The organism is Vibrio sp. 1069, from assembly GCF_033340555.1.
Genome location: NZ_JAWOWP010000006.1, coordinates 177,848 through 198,518 on the forward strand (window position 1 = coordinate 177,848; position 20,671 = coordinate 198,518).

Below are 20,671 nucleotides of genomic sequence, written 5' to 3' on the forward strand. Positions count from 1 at the left end.
AACGGCTCCTAGCTGTCACCAGCCAGGAGCCGAATGTGAATTATATCACGATATTATTCGTTAATGGTTAGTTTCTTTACATCGCCGTTGCGAGTTGTAATCACATAACCATCCGACAATAACGTCGGGCCAACAGCCAAGCCGCTATCATCGACAAACTGCTGCGCAACAAATTCGCCCGTTGAACGATCCATCCAGTGAAGGTAACCAAGCGTGTCACCGACAACGAGATAATTGCCAACAATAACTGGCGCTGTAAGTTGTCGGTGCTCAAGCAAGCTGTTTTCCCACAACTCAGTTCCGCTTCGTGAATCAACGGCAACAACATGATCTTTTTCCGTTATCACAAAGATGCGACTACCATCTGTAGAAATGTCTGTCGCAGATGAGTAATTACGCTTCCAAATCGGGTTCGCTGAACGCAAGTCAATAGCGATAAGTTGGCCATTGTATCCAATGGTGAAAAGAGTACCGCCTAGCACAATTGGCGATGAATCAACGTCAACCAAACGATCAATTTCTGTCGCGCCTTTTGGCGTACCAACAGGCTGTTGCCAAATCAACTGACCACGCTCAACGATAGCAGCTGCGAGTCGGCCATTTGCCGTTCCCCAAAATACACCGCCACCAATTGCAGTCGGAGTACTGTCGCCACGTAAAGTTAAGTTCGGCACTTCTGTACTCAATGCCCAGCGTTGCTCACCTGTACTCTCATTAAGGGCAATCAACATGCCTCGGCTAGTATTGATGATAATAAGGCCTGAATCTGCAACTGGCTTCGCCAGTACCTCACCACCAACTTTGACACGCCAAACAATTTCACCTGTTTCTTGGTCAAGAGAGATGACTTCACCATTCTCAGAGCCAATGTAAAGGTTTCCGTATGCCGCTGTGATACCACCAGAGAGACGAGCAATGACATCTTCTTCTAGGTCCGTTTGCCAACGTTGTTTACCGTTTTCAGGATCCAGCGCTTTTACTAAGCCATCACGACTTGCCACGAACAATGTATCATTCGCAAATACAGGGGATAGTTTTGAAAAGTAATGACCAACACCATCGCCAACCGATGTGCTCCACTCACTACTGGTTGTAAACTGACTGTCTACCTGAGGTAGTGGCGCCATTACAATGGTGTCTTTCTCACCTGCACAACCGACAAGTACTCCCATTGTTAACGCCCCTAGCAAGGCTTTCTTAAAGACTCTTTTCATCCAATGCGGTCCTTATTTCGCCAGATCGTCCAATTTCATTTGTAGTGTCGGGCTTGCATCTGCCGCTTGCTGAGCTTCAGTATACGCAGCGTACGCAGCATCTTTGTCACCTTGGCGAATCGCAATATCGCCACGAAGTTCAGCAATACGACCTGTCCATGCTGTATCAGTGACGTTACTTAGCTCTGCCGTTGCAGCGTCGAAGTTACCCATTTCCGTCTCAATACGCGCAATGCGGTAACTAATCAATGGTAACAACGCAGCATCTTGAGTGTTGCTTTGCGCCCACTTCAGTTGCTCCAATGCAGCAGAAAGGTCTTGAGCTTCAACTTGTGCTTTAGCAAGTTGTAGCGCAGCCAATACTGAATATTCTTTTACTTCATTTGACTCAATGAAAGCTTTCACGTCAGCTTGAGCATCAGTGCCTTTGTCTTGCAAAGCATTCATTGCTGTCGTGTAGCTTTGAGAAGCTGCTTCACTCGCCTGAATCACAGAATCCTGGTAGTAACGCCAGCCGAATAGACCACCTAAACCAACAACCGCACCGATGATGACGGCTTTGCCGTTTTCCTTCCACCAGTCTTTAATGGCTTCAACTTGTTGTTCTTCAGTATCGTAAAGTTCCACTTCCTGTCCTCTTAAAACATGTAAATGGCAGCTTAGCTGCCATTGTTCCTATTTCGTTTAAAGGCTCCACATTTGGGAGCCTTAGCTTACGAACTAGGATGTAATTTTGTTAGATTACTAAAAGACTTAAATCAGTGCTGCGATCTTTTCTGCAACTTCTGCTTGGTTGTAAGTCTCTTGCTCACCACCAGCTAAGTCTTTCAGTACTACGGTATTATCCGCAACTTCGTTTTCGCCCAGAACCAATGCTACAACAGCACCAACTTTGTCTGCGCGTTTAAACTGTTTCTTGAAGTTACCGCCACCGAAGTGATTCATCACACGAACGCCTGGAACAGACTCGCGAAGCTGTTCTGCTAGCTTCATTCCTGCCATCATGGTGCCTTCACCCGCTGTGACTACGTACACGTCAACACTGCGACGAACGTCTGTCAGTTCCAACGTTTCTAGCATCAGTACTAGACGCTCTAGGCCCATTGCAAAGCCAACCGCTGGTGTTGGTTTACCACCTAATTGCTCTACAAGGCCATCGTAACGACCACCGCCACATACAGTGCCTTGAGCACCTAGGCTCTCAGTGATCCACTCAAATACCGTGCGATTGTAGTAATCCAGACCACGAACTAGACGTTCGTTAACTGTGTATTTGATACCTGCGGCGTCTAAAAGTTCACATAGACCTGCGAAGTGTGCTTTAGACTCTTCACCCAAGTAATCTGAAAGGCGAGGTGCATCACCTAAAATAGCTTGAACGTCTGGGTTCTTCGTATCCAGAACACGCAGTGGATTCGTGTGCATGCGACGCTTACAATCTTCGTCTAGCACATCAATATGTTGCTCAAGGAATGCAACCAGTGCAGTACGGTAGTCTGCGCGGTCTTCTTGAGAACCGATAGAGTTCAGCTCAAGACGGACATGCTCATTGATACCTAGCTCACGCCATAGACGCGCCGTCATCATGATAAGCTCTGCATCAACATCTGGACCATTTAGACCAAACACCTCAACACCACACTGGTGGAATTGACGGTAACGACCTTTCTGCGGACGTTCATGGCGGAACATAGGCCCCATGTACCACAGACGCTGTTCATCACGGTTGATAAGGCTGTTTTGAATACATGAACGTACACAACCCGCCGTACCTTCAGGGCGAAGTGTTAGGCTGTCGCCGTTACGGTCATCAAAGGTGTACATTTCTTTTGAAACGACGTCTGTTTCTTCACCAACAGCGCGGCTGAATAGGTTTGTTTCTTCAACGATTGGCATGCGCACTTCGTTATAACCGTATGCGCTAATTACATTTTTCACTGTGTTTTCTAGTTTTTGCCACAGTGGCGACTGAGTTGGGAGGCAATCGTTCATGCCTCGAATTGCTTGAATTGTTTTTGCCACAATACTTACCGTAATTCTCGTTGAGATTAATCTTGTACTTTAACTTCGATGCGGTTTTCGCCATTCATCATAGCTGCTTTCGCACGGATCTTAGCTTCTAGCTTATTCACAAGGTCATCGTTATCAAAGCGCTCTTTCTGGCGTTTACCATCTTCGTAGAATGCGCTCTTCTTGTTACTACCTGCTAGACCTAAGTGAGAAACTTCTGCTTCACCAGGGCCGTTTACCACACAACCGATGATAGACACATCCATTGGCGTGATGATGTCTTCTAAACGTTGCTCCAGTGCATTCACCGTACCAATCACATCGAATTCTTGGCGTGAGCAGCTTGGGCACGCAATAAAGTTGATGCCTCGAGAGCGAATGCGCAGAGATTTAAGGATGTCGAAACCGACTTTGATTTCTTCAACTGGATCGGCAGCCAAAGAGATACGCAGCGTATCGCCTATCCCTTCAGATAACAGCATACCTAAGCCAACAGATGACTTAACAGCGCCAGCTCGAGCACCACCCGCCTCTGTGATACCTAAATGAAGAGGCTGATCGATTTTCTTCGCCAGCAGACGATATGAATCCACCGCAAGAAAAACGTCTGAAGCTTTCACGCTAACTTTAAATTGGTCAAAGTTAAGACGATCGAGATGATCTACGTGACGCATCGCCGATTCAACCAAGGCTTCTGGCGTAGGCTCACCGTATTTCATCTGTAGATCTTTTTCCAAAGATCCACCATTGACACCAATACGGATCGGGATATTTTTATCGCGAGCGCAATCAACAACAGCGCGAATGCGCTCTTCATTGCCGATGTTACCTGGGTTGATACGTAAACAGTCAACTCCGTACTCCGCCACTTTCAGCGCGATACGATAGTCGAAATGAATATCAGCCACTAATGGTACAGAAACTTGCTGTTTAATCAGTTTGAAAGCTTCTGCTGCGTCCATCGTAGGTACAGAAACTCGAACGATATCTGCGCCGACTTTTTCTAGTGCTCGGATTTGAGCGACTGTCGCTTCTACGTCAGTCGTGCGAGTGTTAGTCATTGACTGTACTGCAATTGGCGCACCATCACCAATTGGCACATCACCCACATAAATACGCGTCGATTTACGACGAATAATTGGAGATTCGTGTTGCATAATTTTTTATAACGGTAGAGTGAATCTAGCTACTTTGCCTGAAGTATACCCAGAAAGGTCGACAGGTTCACTTGCAAATGTCATTGTAACCCCTTCCGGTGCGCCTAATATCACTTTAAATGGCGCTTTTCCGGTAAGTTCTACATCTTGTCCTGGCTTATGAGTACCACTTACCAGCGTTTTACCATTGGTGTCTTTTACTTGAATCCAACAGTCCGCTTTAAACTTCATAGTAAGAAGTGTCATGCCTTCAGGTACTACTGGCGCAGGCTGTTCCTCTTCCGCCGCTTCAATCACGGCAACAGGTTCTTCAGAATCTACGCTTGTTGTATTTTCAGTTTCAGTCAGCAAAGGATCCGCCCCTTGCTCAACGGGTGCTTCAGTCAATTCAGCAACACCTTCATTAGTTGAAGCAACTTCTTCAGGAGTGCTTGCGATTAACTCTTCAGCCGTCATCAAATCGATATCAGCTAATTCTTGAGCAGTGGGCTGCGGCGCTTCAACACTTGAATCCGTTACTTCCTTAGTTAGGCTATTCTCTTGTTGGTTTTGCCACCACCATGCAGCTGAAATGCCAATAATGACTAGCCCGATAACCCAAGTAAGGAGCATAATACGGCTATTGTGCTTCTCGTCTTTTGTTTTACGAGAGAAGCTTTGCATTTCAATTTCTTGCTCTTGAGGCTGAGCATCGGCAGTCTGCTCTAACGCCGTCAAAACCACCTTCTCATCAAGACCTACGAATTTAGCGTAAGAGCGTAAGTAACCACGCGTAAATGTCGCGACTTGTTGAGATTCAAATCGGTTATTTTCAATATCTTCAATCACAGAAATGCGAAGCCTCAGGCGGTCGGCAACTTGCTTTTGGCTCATTCCCAAGGATTCACGTTTGTTTTTCAGTAATGTGCCAGCTTCAATAGAGAGTGGCACTTCATTCGTATTTTCGTGTTCTGTCATAATGGCGGTATTTAATCTGTTTTAGTGGCTAACGTGGTCATGTATTTTCGTTATTGTTCTTAAGCCTCTTTAAAGATAGCTAGCCTAAACGCGTTAACCAAAAATAATAATTTTAAGAAACTCTCAGCGATCTGAGTGCGAATACCCGTTTTGCAAAAATCAGCAAAACGTATGTGAGAAAGTGCTGAGAATTATCGGTGTCATCGTTAGTGTTACATATCATGATAAGCGAATGCGCAACGAAGACAAAAACTCTTTACACTCAAACTAACAGATAGCTCAAGCTTTTGTCCAAACTTTGACAAAGGAATTCGAAATTATACCCAAATAACCTTAGGTTGAAGAGTGATAGTCCCAAATCTTGGCGAAAATGTCCTAAACAATAAACAAAATAGCCAGAGCGAATGGCTCTGGCTATTTTTGAATTCCGGTCGTTTATACAGCTTTCACTTCAATGGTATCGGCACCGCGTGACGCTTTCAGCATTGCCGTACGTTTAGTTCGGTCAATTACATCACCGACCAACTGACCACATGCGGCATCAATGTCATCACCACGTGTTTTACGAACCGTAACTGTGTGCTCGTATTGCATCAATGTTTTTTGGAAGCGATCAATACGTGAGTTACTTGGTTTCTTGTAAGGTGAACCTGGGTACGGGTTAAACGGAATCAAGTTAATCTTACATGGTGTGTCTTTCATCAATTCAGCCAGTTCACGAGCATGGTCCATGTCATCGTTCACATGATCAAGCAACACGTACTCGACTGTTACCTTGCCACGGTTTGCATTCGATGAAGCAATGTAACGACGAACGGATGCTAGGAAATCTTGAATATCCCAACGATCGTTAATTGGCATGATTTCACTACGCAGCTTATCGTTTGGCGCATGAAGAGAGATCGCTAACGCAACGTCGATTTTGCCCGTCATCTGATCAAGACCAGAAACGACACCTGATGTTGATACGGTTACGCGACGCTTCGACAAACCAAAGCCAAGGTCATCCAACATTAACTCCAATGCAGGAATCAAGTTCTTCATATTAAGAAGCGGCTCACCCATGCCCATCATCACGACGTTCGTAATTGGGCGACGGCCTGTTTCTTTCTCAAGACCAATTTCACGTGCAGCACGCCACACCTGACCGATGATCTCTGAAACTTTCAAGTTACGGTTAAAGCCCTGCTGTGCTGTTGAGCAGAACTTACATTCCAATGCACAACCTACTTGAGAAGATACACAAAGCGTTGCGCGATCATCTTCTGGAATGTAAACCGTTTCTACATCCTGATCACCAACCTTCATTGCCCACTTGATCGTGCCGTCTGAAGAATGCTGAGCTTCTGCTACAGTTGGTGCTTTAATTTCACACTTGTGTAAAAGCTTTTCGCGCAGCTTCTTGTTGATGTTTGTCATTTTTTCGAAGTCATCTACACCGAAATGGTAGATCCACTTCATAACCTGATCGGCACGAAACGCTTTCTCGCCAAGTTCTTCCGCGAAAAACTGACGCATGCCTTTGCGATCAAAGTCGAGTAGATTGATTTTTTCAGTGGTCATGTTGCCTCTCAATGACTGAAACAAGAATAAGGGCGCGAATTGTACAGCCTTTATGCAGCTACAACAAGGGGTGTAAGACCCTGAGTTTGCTAAGGCATTAAAATAAAAACGATTAAATTTTAATCAGACTTTACGGTGAGAATAATGATTAGACAACCGACAACAAAAGCGTAGAAGTGGTACAGAGAAAACAGTGAGAACAAACACACGTAACTAAGCTTTCACCCCTGTAAGATGCTCAGATTAGCCAACATCTTCGCGAATAATTACGAATGAACTCGCAGGTGAAATGGAGAACGCGGAATAAAAAACCTCGGACAATTCCGAGGTTATTACGAACTAGATCATCACGCAAAAGTGATGCATGAACGAGTTAGCGAGAGAAAACTTCTGATTCAGGGAAGAAAAACTCAATTTCACGAGCGGCAGACTCAGGGCTATCTGAACCATGAACTGAATTGTGACGCATGCTGAGTGCGTAATCAGCACGCAAAGTGCCACATGCCGCGTCCTCTGGGTTGGTTTTACCCATTAGCTCGCGGTAACGTGCAATCGCATTTTCGCCTTCCAATACCTGAACCATAATAGGACCAGATGTCATGAACTCTTTTAGAGGAGGGAAAAACTCTTTACCTTCATGCTCTGCATAAAAGCCGCTTGCCTGATCTTCTGTCAGGTGAACCATTTTGGCAGCGATGATACGTAGGCCAGCCTTTTCAATACGATTGTAGATTTCACCAATTAGGTTTCGCTCTACAGCATCAGGCTTAATGATTGAAAATGTTCTTTCTAGAGCCATAAAATTTCCTTTCTGTACTTGTAATAATAGTTGTGCTTTTAAAGTGACTTACTGGGTAAGAGCAGCACTCAAACAAGAGAGTGCTGCAATCAATCTTATTTTCCAGCTTGCTCATTGAGGAAACGAGCAAGTGTACGAACACCCATACCCGTTGCTCCCGCAGCCCATTTATCAGAAGCGGCTTTACGATACGTACCCGCACAGTCGAAATGTAACCAGCCTTTTTTGTAGTCCTCAACGAAGTAAGACAAGAATGCAGCTGCAGTACTTGCACCCGGAGAATAATCACCAGAGCTGATATTCGATAAATCGGCAAAATTAGATGGCAGCATTTCTCGATGGAAATCAGCAAGTGGTAGCGGCCACAAGCCTTCTTTTTCCTGGTTTGCCGCCGTAAGCGCTTGATGCGATAGCTCATCATCAAAGCTCATTAGCGCATGGTAATCGTTACCTAACGCATTCTTCGCTGCGCCTGTTAGCGTCGCGCAGTCAATGATTAACTCAGGCTTTTGCTCACTAGCGTAGATAAGACCGTCTGCAAGCACCAAGCGACCTTCCGCGTCGGTATTCATAATCTCAACGGTTTTGCCGTTTTTGTAAGTGATGATGTCGCCAAGCTTAAGGGCACGGCCAGAAACCATGTTCTCAGCACAACACAAGATCAGCTTTACGCGCTTGTTTAAACCGCGCAAGATAGCTAATCCTAGGCCACCAGTTATAGTACCCGAGCCACCCATATCTGCTTTCATTGCACTCATGAAGGTAGAAGGCTTCAAGCTGTAACCACCGGAATCAAAGGTGATGCCTTTACCCACAAGACATGCGAATACAGGTGCGTTTTCGTCACCAGTTGGGTTGTAGTCTAACTGAAGCATCGCAGAAGTACGCTCAGAACCACGGCCTACTGCGTAAATACCTTCCCAACCTTCTGCCAACAAGTCTTTGTCTTTGACGATACGAGCTGTCACCGTGCCTTTCGGCGCAACAGATTTGATGAATTCAGCAGCCATTGTCGCTAGCTGACGAGGAGCAACTTCTTCTGCCGTTTTGTTGATAATATCGCGGGTAAAATCAGTCGAAGTAATACGAGCTTGAAGCTCTGCTTGCTCTTCATCAGACAATGCTGCCCACTCAACTGAGCCATGTTTTTTAGGGTTACGGAACCCTTGGTGGAAAGCCCATACGCTCTCTAGATCCCAGTTATCACCAGAAAGAAAAATAGAACGAATTCCTTGGCCATCTAGCTGACGAGCTGCACGTTGAATTGCGCCGAGATCATGACCTTCACCTAAGTGAATAGTTGCGCCGTTTTCAGCGAATGAAAGCAGTGCTTTTTCACCCCAATGTGGTGCTGCCGACTCTTGACTTAAAAATACAGACATCTGTGTAGACATGGTTTCTCCTTGTCTTATAGCAGCGTTGCCTACGCTGCTTCTTTTTAATAACTCACGGATGTTAGCATTATGTAGGGCAAAAATGTCAATTGGATAAAAAAACGGACCTAAAGGTCCGCTTTTTTTAGTAAGAATTGTTAACTAGGCTGTGTTTTACAGACTTAGTCTGCTTCGTCCATCCAGCACATGATAACGGCTTCTAGAATCTTTTCATTAGAACGGTTTGGCTCATCGTCAAACTCATCTAACTCCATGATCCATTGATGAAGATCGGTAAAACGCACTGTTTTTGGATCGACATCTGGAAACTTGTCACAAAGTTCAATCGCGATATCGCGAGAATCTGTCCATTTCATTGCTCATCTTCCTTTTGCTTCTTCCCTATATTGGGAAGATAGTTTTAGTGATCTTCTGAAGCGTGGTTGAGTGTGTATTTAGGAATTTCTACTACCAAGTCTTCATCAGCAATTCTCGCCTGACACCCTAGGCGTGACTCAGGCTCTAGACCCCACGCTTTATCTAGCATGTCGTCTTCTAGTTCTTCACTTTCTTCTAGTGAATCAAAACCTTCACGGATGATTACGTGGCAGGTAGTACACGCACATGACTTCTCACACGCATGTTCAATACCGATACCGTTTTTTAGCGCTACGTCTAGAACGGTGTCACCAGAGTTTGCTTCCAACACTGCACCTTCTGGGCACAAATCGTCGTGTGGTAATACAATAATCTTAGGCATAACTACTTATCTCTTATATATCGTCTACTGATTGACCTGACAACGCAGCTCGAATCGATTTATCCATACGGCGTGATGCGAAATCTTGGCTCGCTTTATCGGTATCTTTAATGCCCTGCTCTATCGCATCTGCATCATCACCATTACGCAGCTCAATCAAGGCTTCGATGGCTTTAATCAAGTTTTGTTTCTCTTGTTCTGATAGTAAGTCATCACCATCAGCTTGCATCGCTGCAATCAAACCTTCTATCACTCGGTCGGCTTCAACACGCTGTTCAGCTAAGGCACGAGCTTGCATGTCTTCTTTTGCGTGCGTCATTGAATCACGCAACATATCCGCCACTTCATTGTCACTTAAGCCGTAAGAAGGTTTTACTTGAATCTCTGATTGAACACCAGTGCTCTTCTCCATTGCCGTAACAGAAAGAAGGCCATCAGCGTCAACTTGGTAAGTCACGCGAATATGTGCCGCACCCGCTGCCATCGGAGGAATACCTTTTAACGAGAAGCGAGCAAGTGAACGACAGTCATCAACCATTTCACGTTCACCTTGTACCACATGAACACTCATCGCCGTTTGGCCATCTTTGAATGTGGTAAATTCTTGCGCACGCGCAACGGGAATCGTAGTGTTGCGGGGGATGATCTTCTCGACCAAACCACCCATGGTTTCAATACCGAGCGACAGTGGAATCACATCAAGAAGCAACATTTCAGAGTCAGGTTTGTTACCCGCGAGAATATCAGCTTGAATACCCGCACCGATTGCGACGACTTCATCTGGGTTAATGCTTGTCAGTGGTGTACGGCCAAAGAATTCGCCAACCATTTCTCGTACAAGCAATGTGCGTGTTGAGCCACCGACCATGACTACTTCAAGTACATCTTCCGCATCTACATCCGCATCTTTCAGCGCACGGCGGCAAGACATCAGGGTTTTCTTCACTAGCGGACGAATCAGATCTTCGAACTGCTCGCGAGTCACGGTGCCTTTCCAACCAAAAACGTCAACGTCAACACTGTCTTGCTCAGAGAAAGCAATCTTAGCTTCAGTAGCAATGTTCAACAGTGTACGGTTCTTTTCTGCAGAAAGCGGCGCTTCTAGACCCGCTTGCTCCATTAAATAATCGGCAAATAGATGGTCGAAGTCGTCACCGCCTAATGCAGAATCGCCACCTGTTGCTAATACTTCAAATACGCCTTTCGATAAACGTAGGATAGAGATATCAAAAGTACCGCCACCTAGATCGTAAACCGCAATCACACCTTCTTGACCAGAGTCTAGGCCATAAGCAATTGCCGCAGCGGTTGGTTCGTTAAGTAGACGGAGAACATGAAGACCAGCTAATTTCGCCGCATCTTTTGTACCTGCACGTTGCGCGTCATCAAAGTAAGCAGGAACGGTAATAACGACACCAGCTAACTCACCACCTAACGTATCTTCAGCTCGCTTACCCAATACTTTTAGGATGTCCGCAGATACTTCAATCGGGTTTTTGTCACCTTGAGGTGTTTGCAGAATTGGCAGGCCGTTTTCACTCTCTTTAAAACGATAAGGAAGTGAAGAGTAACGGGACTGAATGTCCTTTAATGAACGACCGATCAAACGTTTTACAGAGATAATCGTGTTCTCTGGTTCAAACTCTGCTTTGGCTTTGGCTTCGTGGCCGACCGTTAACGTTTCCTCAGCGTAATTAACGACTGAAGGTAAAATAGTACGGCCCTGCTCGTCCGCAAGTGGAGTTGCATCGCCGCTACGTACAGAAGCAACCAAAGAGTTGGTAGTACCTAAGTCGATACCCGCTGCTAACTTATGCTCATGAGGTGCCGAGCTTTGGCCCGGTTCTGCGATTTGAAGTAGTGCCATGATAGGTCCTTGTCACGCTTACTAGCCGAGGAGTTTGTCTTCGACTAGCTCAATTTCGTTCTTTAGTTTGGCAATGAATTTTAGCTTACGAACTCGGTCTGCGGCTTCAGTCCATAGACCATCATCAAGCTCTTGCTCGACGCTTGCCAGATGCTGTTTGTACATTTTGCTGACCTTAGAGTCGAAGTCAAAAAGCGCCGATTCAGGATCGGACTTGTCAGCAATCTCTTCCAGTTCTTCGCGCAGTTCCATTTGCTCCATTAAGAACATCGGATCTTGCATTGTTTGCTGTTCACCTCGGATCTCAACACCTTGCTCTGCGAGGATATACTCGGCGCGAGAAATAGGATTTTTCAGAACTTGATAGGCATCGTTGATTTGCGCCGCCTTTTGCACCGCCATCAAACGGTCACGTTCTGAGCCCGTTGCAAAGTTATCCGGGTGGAAGCGTTTTTGTAGTTCTCGGAACTGAGAAGAAAGAAGGCTACCATCCAGCTTAAACTGACTTGGTAGCCCAAATAATTCAAAGTGATTCATTAAGTTCGGGTCCTAGTAAAGCCTTCCGGACTCGTTTGCCCAGAAGGACAATCAATTAGACGTTGAAGCTTTCACCACAACCACATTCACTTTTCGCGTTAGGGTTGTTGAATTCAAAACCTTCATTCAACCCTTCTTTCACGTAATCCAATTCAGTACCATCTAGGTACACTAAGCTCTTTTGATCGATGATAATTTTCACTCCAGAGAGTTCAAATACTTCGTCTTCTTCATTGAGCTCATCAACAAACTCAAGTACGTATGCCATGCCGGAACAGCCAGTCGTCTTCACTCCAAGACGTAAACCGATACCTTTGCCTCGGTTATCTAGGAATGCTCTTACGCGACTTGCCGCTGATTCTGTCATTGTGATGGCCATACTGCACCTTAGTCTGTCTAAATTTCGATTGGAATGGGAGCGTCAAAGCTCCCATTATATTACGGAATAATTATTCTTGGTGTTTTTTCTTGTAGTCAGCAACCGCTGCTTTGATTGCATCTTCAGCAAGAATAGAACAGTGAACTTTCACTGGTGGAAGCTCTAGCTCTTCAGCAATCTCAGAGTTTTTAATTGCTGCCGCTTCATCAACTGACTTACCTTTTACCCACTCAGTTACTAGTGAGCTTGATGCGATTGCACTACCACAACCGTATGTTTTGAACTTCGCATCTTCGATGATACCTTCAGGTGTCACTTTGATTTGAAGCTTCATTACGTCACCACACGCAGGAGCGCCAACCATGCCGCTACCTACTGATGGATCTTCTTTATCGAATGAACCAACGTTACGTGGGTTCTCGTAGTGATCAATTACTTTTTCGCTGTATGCCATGATAAATTACCTCGAATCCTCTATTTCAATCCCTGAGATTAATGGTGAGCCCATTCAACAGTGCTCAAATCAATCCCTTCTTTGTACATATCCCATAGAGGAGACATGTCGCGTAGCTTAGTCACTGCAACGCGGATTTGTTCAATTGCGTAATCAATTTCTTCTTCAGTCGTGAAACGACCAAACGAGAAACGAACCGAGCTGTGAGCCAATTCGTCATCCATGCCTAGGGCACGAAGAACGTAAGAAGGCTCAAGGCTTGCAGACGTACAAGCACTACCAGAAGATACCGCTAGATCTTTAAGCGACATTAGTAGTGATTCACCTTCTACGAATGCGAAACTGATGTTTAGGTTGTGTGGTACACGCTGCTCAAAGTCACCGTTTACCGTCACTGCTTCTAAGTCTTTCACGCCATCAAAAAGACGGTTACGAAGCGCTAAAGCATGATCGTAATCTTTTTGCATGTCTTCTTTTGCAATGCGGAATGCTTCACCCATGCCTACGATTTGGTGAGTAGGTAGTGTACCAGAGCGGAAACCACGCTCATGACCGCCACCGTGCATTTGCGCTTCAAGACGAATACGAGGCTTACGACGTACGTAAAGTGCACCGATACCTTTAGGACCGTAAACTTTGTGAGCAGAAAGTGAAATTAGATCAACTTTCATCTCTTGAACGTCGATTGGTAATTTACCTGCAGATTGCGCAGCGTCCACGTGGAAAACAATTTTACGCTCACGGCACAGTTCGCCGATCGCTGTAATGTCTTGAACCACACCAATCTCGTTGTTTACATGCATAATAGACACAAGCACGGTGTCATCACGCATGGCTGCTCTAAGCTTCTCTAGATCGATCAAGCCATTTGATTCTGGCTCAAGGTAAGTCACTTCAAAGCCTTCACGCTCAAGTTGACGACATGGGTCAAGAACGGCTTTGTGCTCTGTTTTACAAGTGATTACGTGCTTGCCTTTCTTCGAGTAAAAGTGCGCTGCACCTTTAATCGCAAGGTTGTCTGATTCTGTCGCACCAGATGTAAATACGATTTCGCGAGGATCTGCATTTAGAAGGTCAGCAATTTGCTCACGAGCAGTATCGACCGCTTCTTCTGCCTGCCAGCCGTAACGGTGCGAACGTGACGCTGGGTTGCCAAATGTGCCATCCATTGTCATGTACTGAACCATTTTTTCAGCAACACGTGGATCAACTGGACATGTAGCGGAATAATCAAGATAAATCGGCAGTTTCATTCTCTACTCCAATGTAAAAAGCTGACCGCTAAGAGCGGACGTTTACACCGATGGGCGCGGCGGTTGTATTTTTGTTTGATAGCCCATGGGTTACCGCCAGATCAATGTCCTGACGATCAGAAATTTCGAGTACTTCATTGTCTGTCATCAACTCACCAAGAGTGATGTTATTCAAAAAGTCACTAATGCGAGAGCTTAGGTCACGCCACAGCGTGTGAGTAAGGCAACGTGTTCCACCTTGGCAATCTCCTTTACCTTGGCATTTGGTTGCATCTACTGACTCATCAACGGCAGCAATCACGGTACCAATAGCGATACTGTGAGCGTCGGCACCAAGTCGGTAACCACCACCAGGACCACGAACGCTGGCAACGAGACCTGCTTTACGCAATTTTGAAAATAGCTGCTCTAAGTAAGAGAGCGAGATCCCTTGACGCTCTGAAATATCAGCCAGAGGTACAGGGTTTTGTTGCGAATGCAGTGCCACATCCAGCATGGCTGTCACCGCATATCTTCCTTTAGATGTAAGTTTCATACCACACCGTATCCACATGGTTTGTAATGGTTAAGATTTTTCCATACCTGAGTAATTTGGTCAAGTATTTATTTGACCATTTTACTCAGGTATTCATCCTCACATCTAAAGTGGTTATTATTCACTCAGAACTTCTTTTCTATCGAAGTCAAAACGCCTCGTAGAATATTAAGTTCTTGGGTTTCTGGTCGAGCACGAGAGAACAAACGGCGCAACTTATTCATCACCTGTCCAGGTTGCTCTTTGTTAATAAACTGGGTCTCAACCATCACCTTTTCAAGATGCTCGAAGAACAATTCGAGTTCTCGATGACGCGGGTATTCTTCCGATTCATTTGGGGAAAACTGGCTTTGCTCTAAGTTCAAGTGTGCAACTCGCACTTCGTAACTGAGAGTTTGTACAGCCATCGCTAGGTTAAGCGAGCTGTACTCAGGATTAGCGGGAATACAAACATGGTAGTGGCACTTTTGTAGCTCTTCGTTTGTCAAACCAGTTCTTTCTCGGCCAAACACGAGCGCAACCGGATGCTTTCGGCCTTCAACTGCAAATTTCTCACCGCATTCACGTGGCTCGAGCATTGGCCATTCTAATGTACGAGAGCGGGCGCTAGAACCCACAACAAGGCCACAATCTTCAACCGCTTCTTCTAATGTGCCGACAATCTTTGCATTTTGAGCAATATCACCAGCACCCGCAGCTAAAGCAAGAGTTTGTTCATCCACTTCACATTGTGGATCGACTAATACTAGTTGGTTTAAACCCATCACTTTCATTGCTCGAGCTGCTGAGCCAATATTGCCTGAATGAGAGGTACCTACGAGTACAATTTTTACTTGATCCAACATCTGTGTTTGCTACCTAAATTAAAACCGCAGAATGTTATCATAGTTTTTTAAGACACCCTAGAGGCAAGCAGACCTCTCTTCTCATTCTTGGTTATTGTTCTCGTCCGCAGTATGATCTGTACACTCAGCCGGCCGCAATTAGAGTAAAAAATAACCACTTCCCTTTTTGATTATCTCTGGTATACTCGCCGCCGCTTTCATTTGTTCTTTAACATCCGTTGGGAAATTCGTATGCATCCAATGCTAAACATTGCTATTCGCGCTGCGCGAAAGGCAGGCAATCATATTGCTAAATCATTAGAAAACACTGATAAAGTAGAATCTACTCTTAAAGGCACTAATGACTTTGTCACTAACGTAGACAAAGAAGCAGAATACATCATCATCGATACTATCAAGCAGTCTTACCCTGAGCACTGTATCGTTGCTGAAGAACAAGGTCTTATCGAAGGTAAAGATAAAGACGTACAATGGATCATCGACCCACTGGATGGCACCACTAACTTTGTAAAAGGTTACCCAACTTTCGCGGTTTCTATCGCTGTTCGTATTAAGGGCAAAACTGAAGTTGCTTGTGTTTACGATCCAATGCAAAACGAGCTATTCACTGCACAACGCGGTGCCGGCGCTCAACTAAACAGTGCACGTATTCGTGTTGCTCAACTAAAAGACCTTCAAGGTACTGTTCTAGCAACAGGCTTCCCATTCAAGCAGAAACAACACGCTGAGTCTTACATCAAGATCGTTGGTGCGCTATTCACTGAATGTGCTGATTTCCGTCGTAGCGGCTCTGCTGCTCTTGACCTTTGTTACGTGGCTGCTGGCCGTGTTGATGGTTACTTCGAGCTAGGCCTAAAACCTTGGGATATGGCAGCAGGTGAGCTTATTGCTCGTGAAGCTGGCGCAATCCTAACAGACTTTGCTGGCGGCACTGACTACATGAAGTCTGGTAACATCGTTGCTTCAAGCGCTCGTGGCGTAAAATCTATCCTTAAGCACATCCGCGAAAACGGTAACAGCGCGATCCTTAAGTAAGATTTGAAAGTCATATATAGCCCGTCACGCTGATGACTTTAGAAAGCCCCGCTCATTGAGCGGGGCTTTTTTATTTCGAACAATCAGCCTGTTTGTAGAAACGGTCGTAGTCAGATAAGTGGTCTATTTTTACGTGCTTAACCTTCCATATTTGTTCCTTCATTAAAAACTGCAGCGAAACCGTGACTGGCTGGTATACATCACCAAAGCCGTTTACAGAAAGACATCCAACTCCTCCATCCTCACTGTACTCTTCAAAGTAAGACAGCTCTGTAACCAAACTTGATGGGATAGATGATAAAAATGGAAATTGATGACCAAATTTTATTGGGTGAGACTTAATACTGTTCAGCTCTTCAATCGATAGATTTGGTCCTGCCATAGCTTCTACCACCTCTATATACTGCATCTTGTATAAATTATTACGTATATCAAGGTAAGTATCGTGGAGTGGACTTGCGATGCAGGGCGTTGAAACACTTAGTAAAACCGGAATAGGTAGAATTCTATTTAGCATAACCAACTAAACCCCAGCTTCACGGAGCGCTTGATCAATTTTACTCGGCTTAAATCTGTACTTACAAAGCCCCCACTCGCACTGCTCTAAAAGCTCACGGACATTTACCTGCCCAGTAACTCCAAAGGAAACAACACCAAAAAGAGAAACACTCCCACTGTATGTCAAAACACCATCACGAGTAGTTTTAAAAGTAACAGAAACGGCTTTTAATTTTATGCCCAGCTCTTCAACCATTTCTTTTGAAACTTCAAACTTAGTAAATCCAAGCTCACCAGATAAAGTTACTTTACCTGACTCATCAACTGCTAACTTGAACCTTTTCCCTCCAGTAACTAGCTTGGTGGTAACACCTTTATTGTGCTTGTAAGAAATCTCTACAAACTTCAGTAACTGTACTTTTATTTCAGCTTGCCTTGACATTATTTCCTCCCGAAATTGTTGAACATACTTCCGATATTCAACTCAATCAAAAAACTACAATTCAAGCTGGAAGTACCTCAAAAAAAAATGAAACTTTCAAATCTATCAGGCATAAAAAAACCGCTGATTGTTCAGCGGTTTTTGTTTTCGGTTCTCAATCTGCCTTATGGCATTTCGTCGAACTCTGCACCCTCTTTTTCTACTTGAGGTGGCATCAAGTGCTCTTTCTGGATACCCAGTTTTAGAGCCAGTGCTGATGCTACGTAGATAGAAGAGTAAGTACCTACAGTGATACCGAGTAAAAGTGCGGTTGCAAAGCCGTGAATCATAGCACCACCCTGCATGAACAGTGCAATTACCACGAACAACGTCGTACCAGATGTAATCAATGTACGGCTCAACGTTTGAGTGATTGAGGCGTCCATAATGTCTGAAGGTTCACCCTTACGCATCTTACGGAAGTTTTCACGAATCCGGTCAAATACAACGATGGTATCGTTGAGTGAGTAGCCCACAACCGTCAGTAGCGCAGCTACGATAGTCAGGTCAACTTCAATTTGTAGAAACGAGAAGACACCTAGCGTGATAATTATATCGTGAGCCAATGCCATTACCGCACCAGCCGCTAGACGCCATTCAAATCGCATCGATACATAAAGCAGAATACAGATCAGCGATACCAAGATCGCTAGACCACCAGCTTCTGTTAGCTCATCACCAACGTTGGGACCTACGAACTCAATACGACGCATTTCTACGCTTTCGCCAGTACCATCTTTGATAGCACCAATGATTTGGTTACCTAGCGTTTCACCAGAAACGTCATCACGTGGACGAAGACGAACCATGACTTCACGAGCACTACCGAAGTTTTGTACTGTCGCATCGCCAAAGCCTTTTGAATCTAGTGCTGCACGAATCTCTTCAAGGTTTGCTGGCTGTTCAAAACCGACCTCGATAAGAGTACCGCCAGTGAAATCTAGACCCCAATTAAGCCACTTGGTTGACAAAGTGAAGATAGAAGCAGCAATCATTATAATTGAAAAAACGAATGCTACTTTCGACCAACGCATAAAGCCGATCGTCTTCTCTGCTTTTAGAATTTGAAACATATTAATTCCCAGCCTTAGATCGACAATTTATCAACGCGTTTGCCACCGTAGATCAGGTTCACGATACAACGTGTACCAATAATGGCGGTGAACATTGAAGTTAAGATACCGATAGATAGAGTAACTGCGAAACCTTTCACCGCACCTGTACCGACCGCAAATAGAATGATTGCAGTAATTAGTGTTGTGATGTTCGCATCAGCAATCGTGCTGAATGCATTCGCGTAACCTTGGTGAATCGCTTGTTGTGGACTACGTCCATCACGAATTTCTTCACGGATACGCTCGAAGATCAGTACGTTCGCATCAACTGCCATACCGACTGTTAACACGATACCGGCTATCCCCGGAAGCGTCATGGTAGCGCCTGGAATCATCGACATAACACCAATGATAAGCACTAAGTTTGCCATTAGAGCAATGTTTGCAATCAAACCAAAGCCGCGGTAGTAAAGCAGCGTAAATAGCATTACGGCAACCATACCCCAGATACATGCTTGGATACCCATATCGATGTTTTGCTGGCCCATTGATGGACCAATGGTACGTTCTTCAACGATAGAGATAGGTGCAATCAGTGCACCAGCACGTAGTAAAAGTGCTAGGTTGTGTGCTTCTGCAGCAGAGTCGATACCTGTGATACGGAAGTTACGACCAAGAGCCGATTGAATCGTTGCTTGGTTGATGACTTCTTCATGCTTATCCAGAATAACTTTGCCTTCAGGCGTACGACGGCCACTGTCTTTGTATTCTGCAAACACGGTAGCCATTAGCTTACCAATGTTCTTCTTAGAGAACGCAGACATCTTATTACCACCTTCGCTGTCTAGCGAGATGTTAACTTGTGGACGACCATATTCATCAACACTTGAGCTTGCATCTGTGATGCTTTGACCGCCAAGAATAACGCGCTTCTTAAGCACAACTGGGCGACCATCACGGTCCATCTTGATTTCACTACCTGCTGGCGCACGACCATTTGCCGCTGCCGATAGGTCAGCTTTATCATCAACTTCACGGAATTCAAGCGTTGCCGTAGCTCCGAGAATTTCTTTTGCACGAGCAGTGTCTTGAACACCAGGCAGTTCAACTACAATGCGACTAGCACCTTGACGTTGAACCAATGGTTCCGCAACACCTAGTTCGTTGACACGATTACGTAAAATCGTAATGTTTTGCTCAACAGCATAGTTACGGATCTCTTGTAAACGTTGCTCAGTAAAGGTTGCAGTAAGAGCGTAACGGCCATTTGAATCAGAATCGACAAAAATCATGTCCGGGTGATTCTTTTCTAGCGTTGCTTTCGCTTCTGCTAATTGCTCTTCGTTACGCAACAACACTTCTACCGCTTCTTTTCCAGAAGGGCGGATTGCACGGTAACGAATCTTGGCGTCACGAAGTTCGCTACGGAAAGCTTCTTCTTGTTGACCAATAAGCTTTTCCATCGCTGCATCCATATCCACTTCCATTAAGAAGTGAACACCACCGCGAAGGTCAAGACCTAGCTTCAATGGTGACGCGCCAATCGCTTCTAGCCAATCGGGTGTAGAAGGTGCAAGGTTAAGTGCAACAATTGTGTCTTTGCCTAGCGCTTCGCTGATGACATCACGAGCACTGATTTGTGTGTCAGTGTCGTTAAAACGAACAAGAATTGATCCATCTTCGAGAGCAATGGATTTATGAGAAAGTTGCTCTTTGTTAAGAGCAGTAGTGACAGCATCCAGCGTTGACATATCTACAGAGGCGCCACGCGCCCCTGTAACTTGAATAGCCGGATCTTCACCGTAGATATTTGGAAGTGCGTATAACGCAGCGGTGATGATGGCAAAAAGCACCATCAAGTACTTCCATAATGGATAACGGTTTAGCACAGCGAGGATC

22 protein-coding genes are annotated in these 20,671 nt (G+C 45.1%); 1 reads left to right on the forward strand and 21 read right to left on the reverse strand.

Annotated features, from left to right (window positions below; genetic code table 11):
* Positions 1-53 precede the first annotated feature (53 nt).
* From bamB to trmJ, 17 genes are all read right to left on the reverse strand, one after another.
* Positions 54-1,214 carry an outer membrane protein assembly factor BamB gene (gene bamB, locus R7040_RS12300; protein ID WP_064353652.1) on the reverse strand — a complete coding sequence of 387 codons (1,161 nt, stop codon included), beginning with the start codon at positions 1,212-1,214 and terminating at the stop codon, positions 54-56.
* Positions 1,215-1,226: 12 nt separating this feature from the next.
* Positions 1,227-1,841, reverse strand: a complete 615-nt coding sequence (locus R7040_RS12305) for a YfgM family protein (protein WP_005381697.1) — start codon at positions 1,839-1,841, stop codon at positions 1,227-1,229.
* Between the two features lie 126 nt (positions 1,842-1,967).
* A complete protein-coding gene (hisS, locus tag R7040_RS12310; RefSeq protein ID WP_005381698.1) occupies positions 1,968-3,236 on the reverse strand; it encodes a histidine--tRNA ligase in 1,269 nt (422 codons plus the stop codon).
* A 26-nt stretch (positions 3,237-3,262) separates the two neighbouring features.
* Positions 3,263-4,381 carry a flavodoxin-dependent (E)-4-hydroxy-3-methylbut-2-enyl-diphosphate synthase gene (ispG, locus tag R7040_RS12315; RefSeq protein ID WP_005381699.1) on the reverse strand — a complete coding sequence of 373 codons (1,119 nt, stop codon included), beginning with the start codon at positions 4,379-4,381 and terminating at the stop codon, positions 3,263-3,265.
* 6 nt (positions 4,382-4,387) lie between these two features.
* Positions 4,388-5,338 carry a cytoskeleton protein RodZ gene (rodZ, locus tag R7040_RS12320; RefSeq protein ID WP_005383707.1) on the reverse strand — a complete coding sequence of 317 codons (951 nt, stop codon included), beginning with the start codon at positions 5,336-5,338 and terminating at the stop codon, positions 4,388-4,390.
* 435 nt (positions 5,339-5,773) lie between these two features.
* A complete protein-coding gene (locus tag R7040_RS12325) occupies positions 5,774-6,901 on the reverse strand; it encodes a bifunctional tRNA (adenosine(37)-C2)-methyltransferase TrmG/ribosomal RNA large subunit methyltransferase RlmN (protein WP_017633913.1) in 1,128 nt (375 codons plus the stop codon).
* Positions 6,902-7,274: 373 nt separating this feature from the next.
* Entirely contained in the window at positions 7,275-7,700 is a 426-nt protein-coding gene (gene ndk / locus R7040_RS12330; protein WP_005381702.1) for a nucleoside-diphosphate kinase, read from the reverse strand.
* Positions 7,701-7,795: 95 nt separating this feature from the next.
* On the reverse strand, positions 7,796-9,094 hold the full coding sequence (pepB, locus tag R7040_RS12335; RefSeq protein WP_017633915.1) for an aminopeptidase PepB: 1,299 nt from the start codon (positions 9,092-9,094) through the stop codon (positions 7,796-7,798).
* A 161-nt stretch (positions 9,095-9,255) separates the two neighbouring features.
* Entirely contained in the window at positions 9,256-9,450 is a 195-nt protein-coding gene (gene iscX / locus R7040_RS12340) for a Fe-S cluster assembly protein IscX (protein WP_005381711.1), read from the reverse strand.
* Positions 9,451-9,494: 44 nt separating this feature from the next.
* The gene (gene fdx / locus R7040_RS12345) at positions 9,495-9,833 is read right to left on the reverse strand and encodes an ISC system 2Fe-2S type ferredoxin (protein WP_005381713.1); all 339 of its coding nucleotides are present in this window, start codon (positions 9,831-9,833) and stop codon (positions 9,495-9,497) included.
* Between the two features lie 13 nt (positions 9,834-9,846).
* Positions 9,847-11,700, reverse strand: a complete 1,854-nt coding sequence (hscA, locus tag R7040_RS12350; RefSeq protein WP_053302969.1) for a Fe-S protein assembly chaperone HscA — start codon at positions 11,698-11,700, stop codon at positions 9,847-9,849.
* A 21-nt stretch (positions 11,701-11,721) separates the two neighbouring features.
* Positions 11,722-12,237, reverse strand: coding sequence for a co-chaperone HscB (gene hscB, locus R7040_RS12355; RefSeq protein ID WP_005381716.1), 516 nt, complete (start codon positions 12,235-12,237; stop codon positions 11,722-11,724).
* 55 nt (positions 12,238-12,292) lie between these two features.
* Entirely contained in the window at positions 12,293-12,616 is a 324-nt protein-coding gene (gene iscA, locus R7040_RS12360) for an iron-sulfur cluster assembly protein IscA (protein ID WP_005381717.1), read from the reverse strand.
* Positions 12,617-12,686: 70 nt separating this feature from the next.
* Complete coding sequence (iscU, locus tag R7040_RS12365; protein WP_005381718.1) at positions 12,687-13,070, reverse strand: Fe-S cluster assembly scaffold IscU; 384 nt, start codon at positions 13,068-13,070, stop codon at positions 12,687-12,689.
* Between the two features lie 38 nt (positions 13,071-13,108).
* The gene (locus R7040_RS12370; RefSeq protein WP_005381719.1) at positions 13,109-14,323 is read right to left on the reverse strand and encodes an IscS subfamily cysteine desulfurase; all 1,215 of its coding nucleotides are present in this window, start codon (positions 14,321-14,323) and stop codon (positions 13,109-13,111) included.
* 28 nt (positions 14,324-14,351) lie between these two features.
* Positions 14,352-14,858 carry a Fe-S cluster assembly transcriptional regulator IscR gene (gene iscR / locus R7040_RS12375; RefSeq protein WP_005381720.1) on the reverse strand — a complete coding sequence of 169 codons (507 nt, stop codon included), beginning with the start codon at positions 14,856-14,858 and terminating at the stop codon, positions 14,352-14,354.
* Between the two features lie 125 nt (positions 14,859-14,983).
* Complete coding sequence (gene trmJ, locus R7040_RS12380) at positions 14,984-15,703, reverse strand: tRNA (cytosine(32)/uridine(32)-2'-O)-methyltransferase TrmJ (RefSeq protein WP_017633919.1); 720 nt, start codon at positions 15,701-15,703, stop codon at positions 14,984-14,986.
* 231 nt (positions 15,704-15,934) lie between these two features.
* Here trmJ and suhB point away from each other — a divergent pair, with 231 nt between their 5' ends.
* On the forward strand, positions 15,935-16,738 hold the full coding sequence (gene suhB, locus R7040_RS12385) for an inositol-1-monophosphatase (protein WP_005381722.1): 804 nt from the start codon (positions 15,935-15,937) through the stop codon (positions 16,736-16,738).
* A gap of 70 nt (positions 16,739-16,808) precedes the next feature.
* Here suhB and R7040_RS12390 read toward each other — a convergent pair whose 3' ends face one another.
* The 4 genes from R7040_RS12390 to secD form a co-directional block, all read right to left on the reverse strand.
* Positions 16,809-17,120 carry a hypothetical protein gene (locus R7040_RS12390; RefSeq protein WP_017633920.1) on the reverse strand — a complete coding sequence of 104 codons (312 nt, stop codon included), beginning with the start codon at positions 17,118-17,120 and terminating at the stop codon, positions 16,809-16,811.
* A 141-nt stretch (positions 17,121-17,261) separates the two neighbouring features.
* On the reverse strand, positions 17,262-17,678 hold the full coding sequence (locus R7040_RS12395) for a hypothetical protein (protein WP_017633921.1): 417 nt from the start codon (positions 17,676-17,678) through the stop codon (positions 17,262-17,264).
* 164 nt (positions 17,679-17,842) lie between these two features.
* On the reverse strand, positions 17,843-18,790 hold the full coding sequence (gene secF / locus R7040_RS12400; RefSeq protein WP_005383689.1) for a protein translocase subunit SecF: 948 nt from the start codon (positions 18,788-18,790) through the stop codon (positions 17,843-17,845).
* 14 nt (positions 18,791-18,804) lie between these two features.
* Positions 18,805-20,661: a protein translocase subunit SecD gene (secD, locus tag R7040_RS12405; protein ID WP_080960089.1), complete on the reverse strand. Its 1,857-nt coding sequence runs from the start codon at positions 20,659-20,661 to the stop codon at positions 18,805-18,807.
* Between the last annotated feature and the right edge of the window lie 10 nt (positions 20,662-20,671).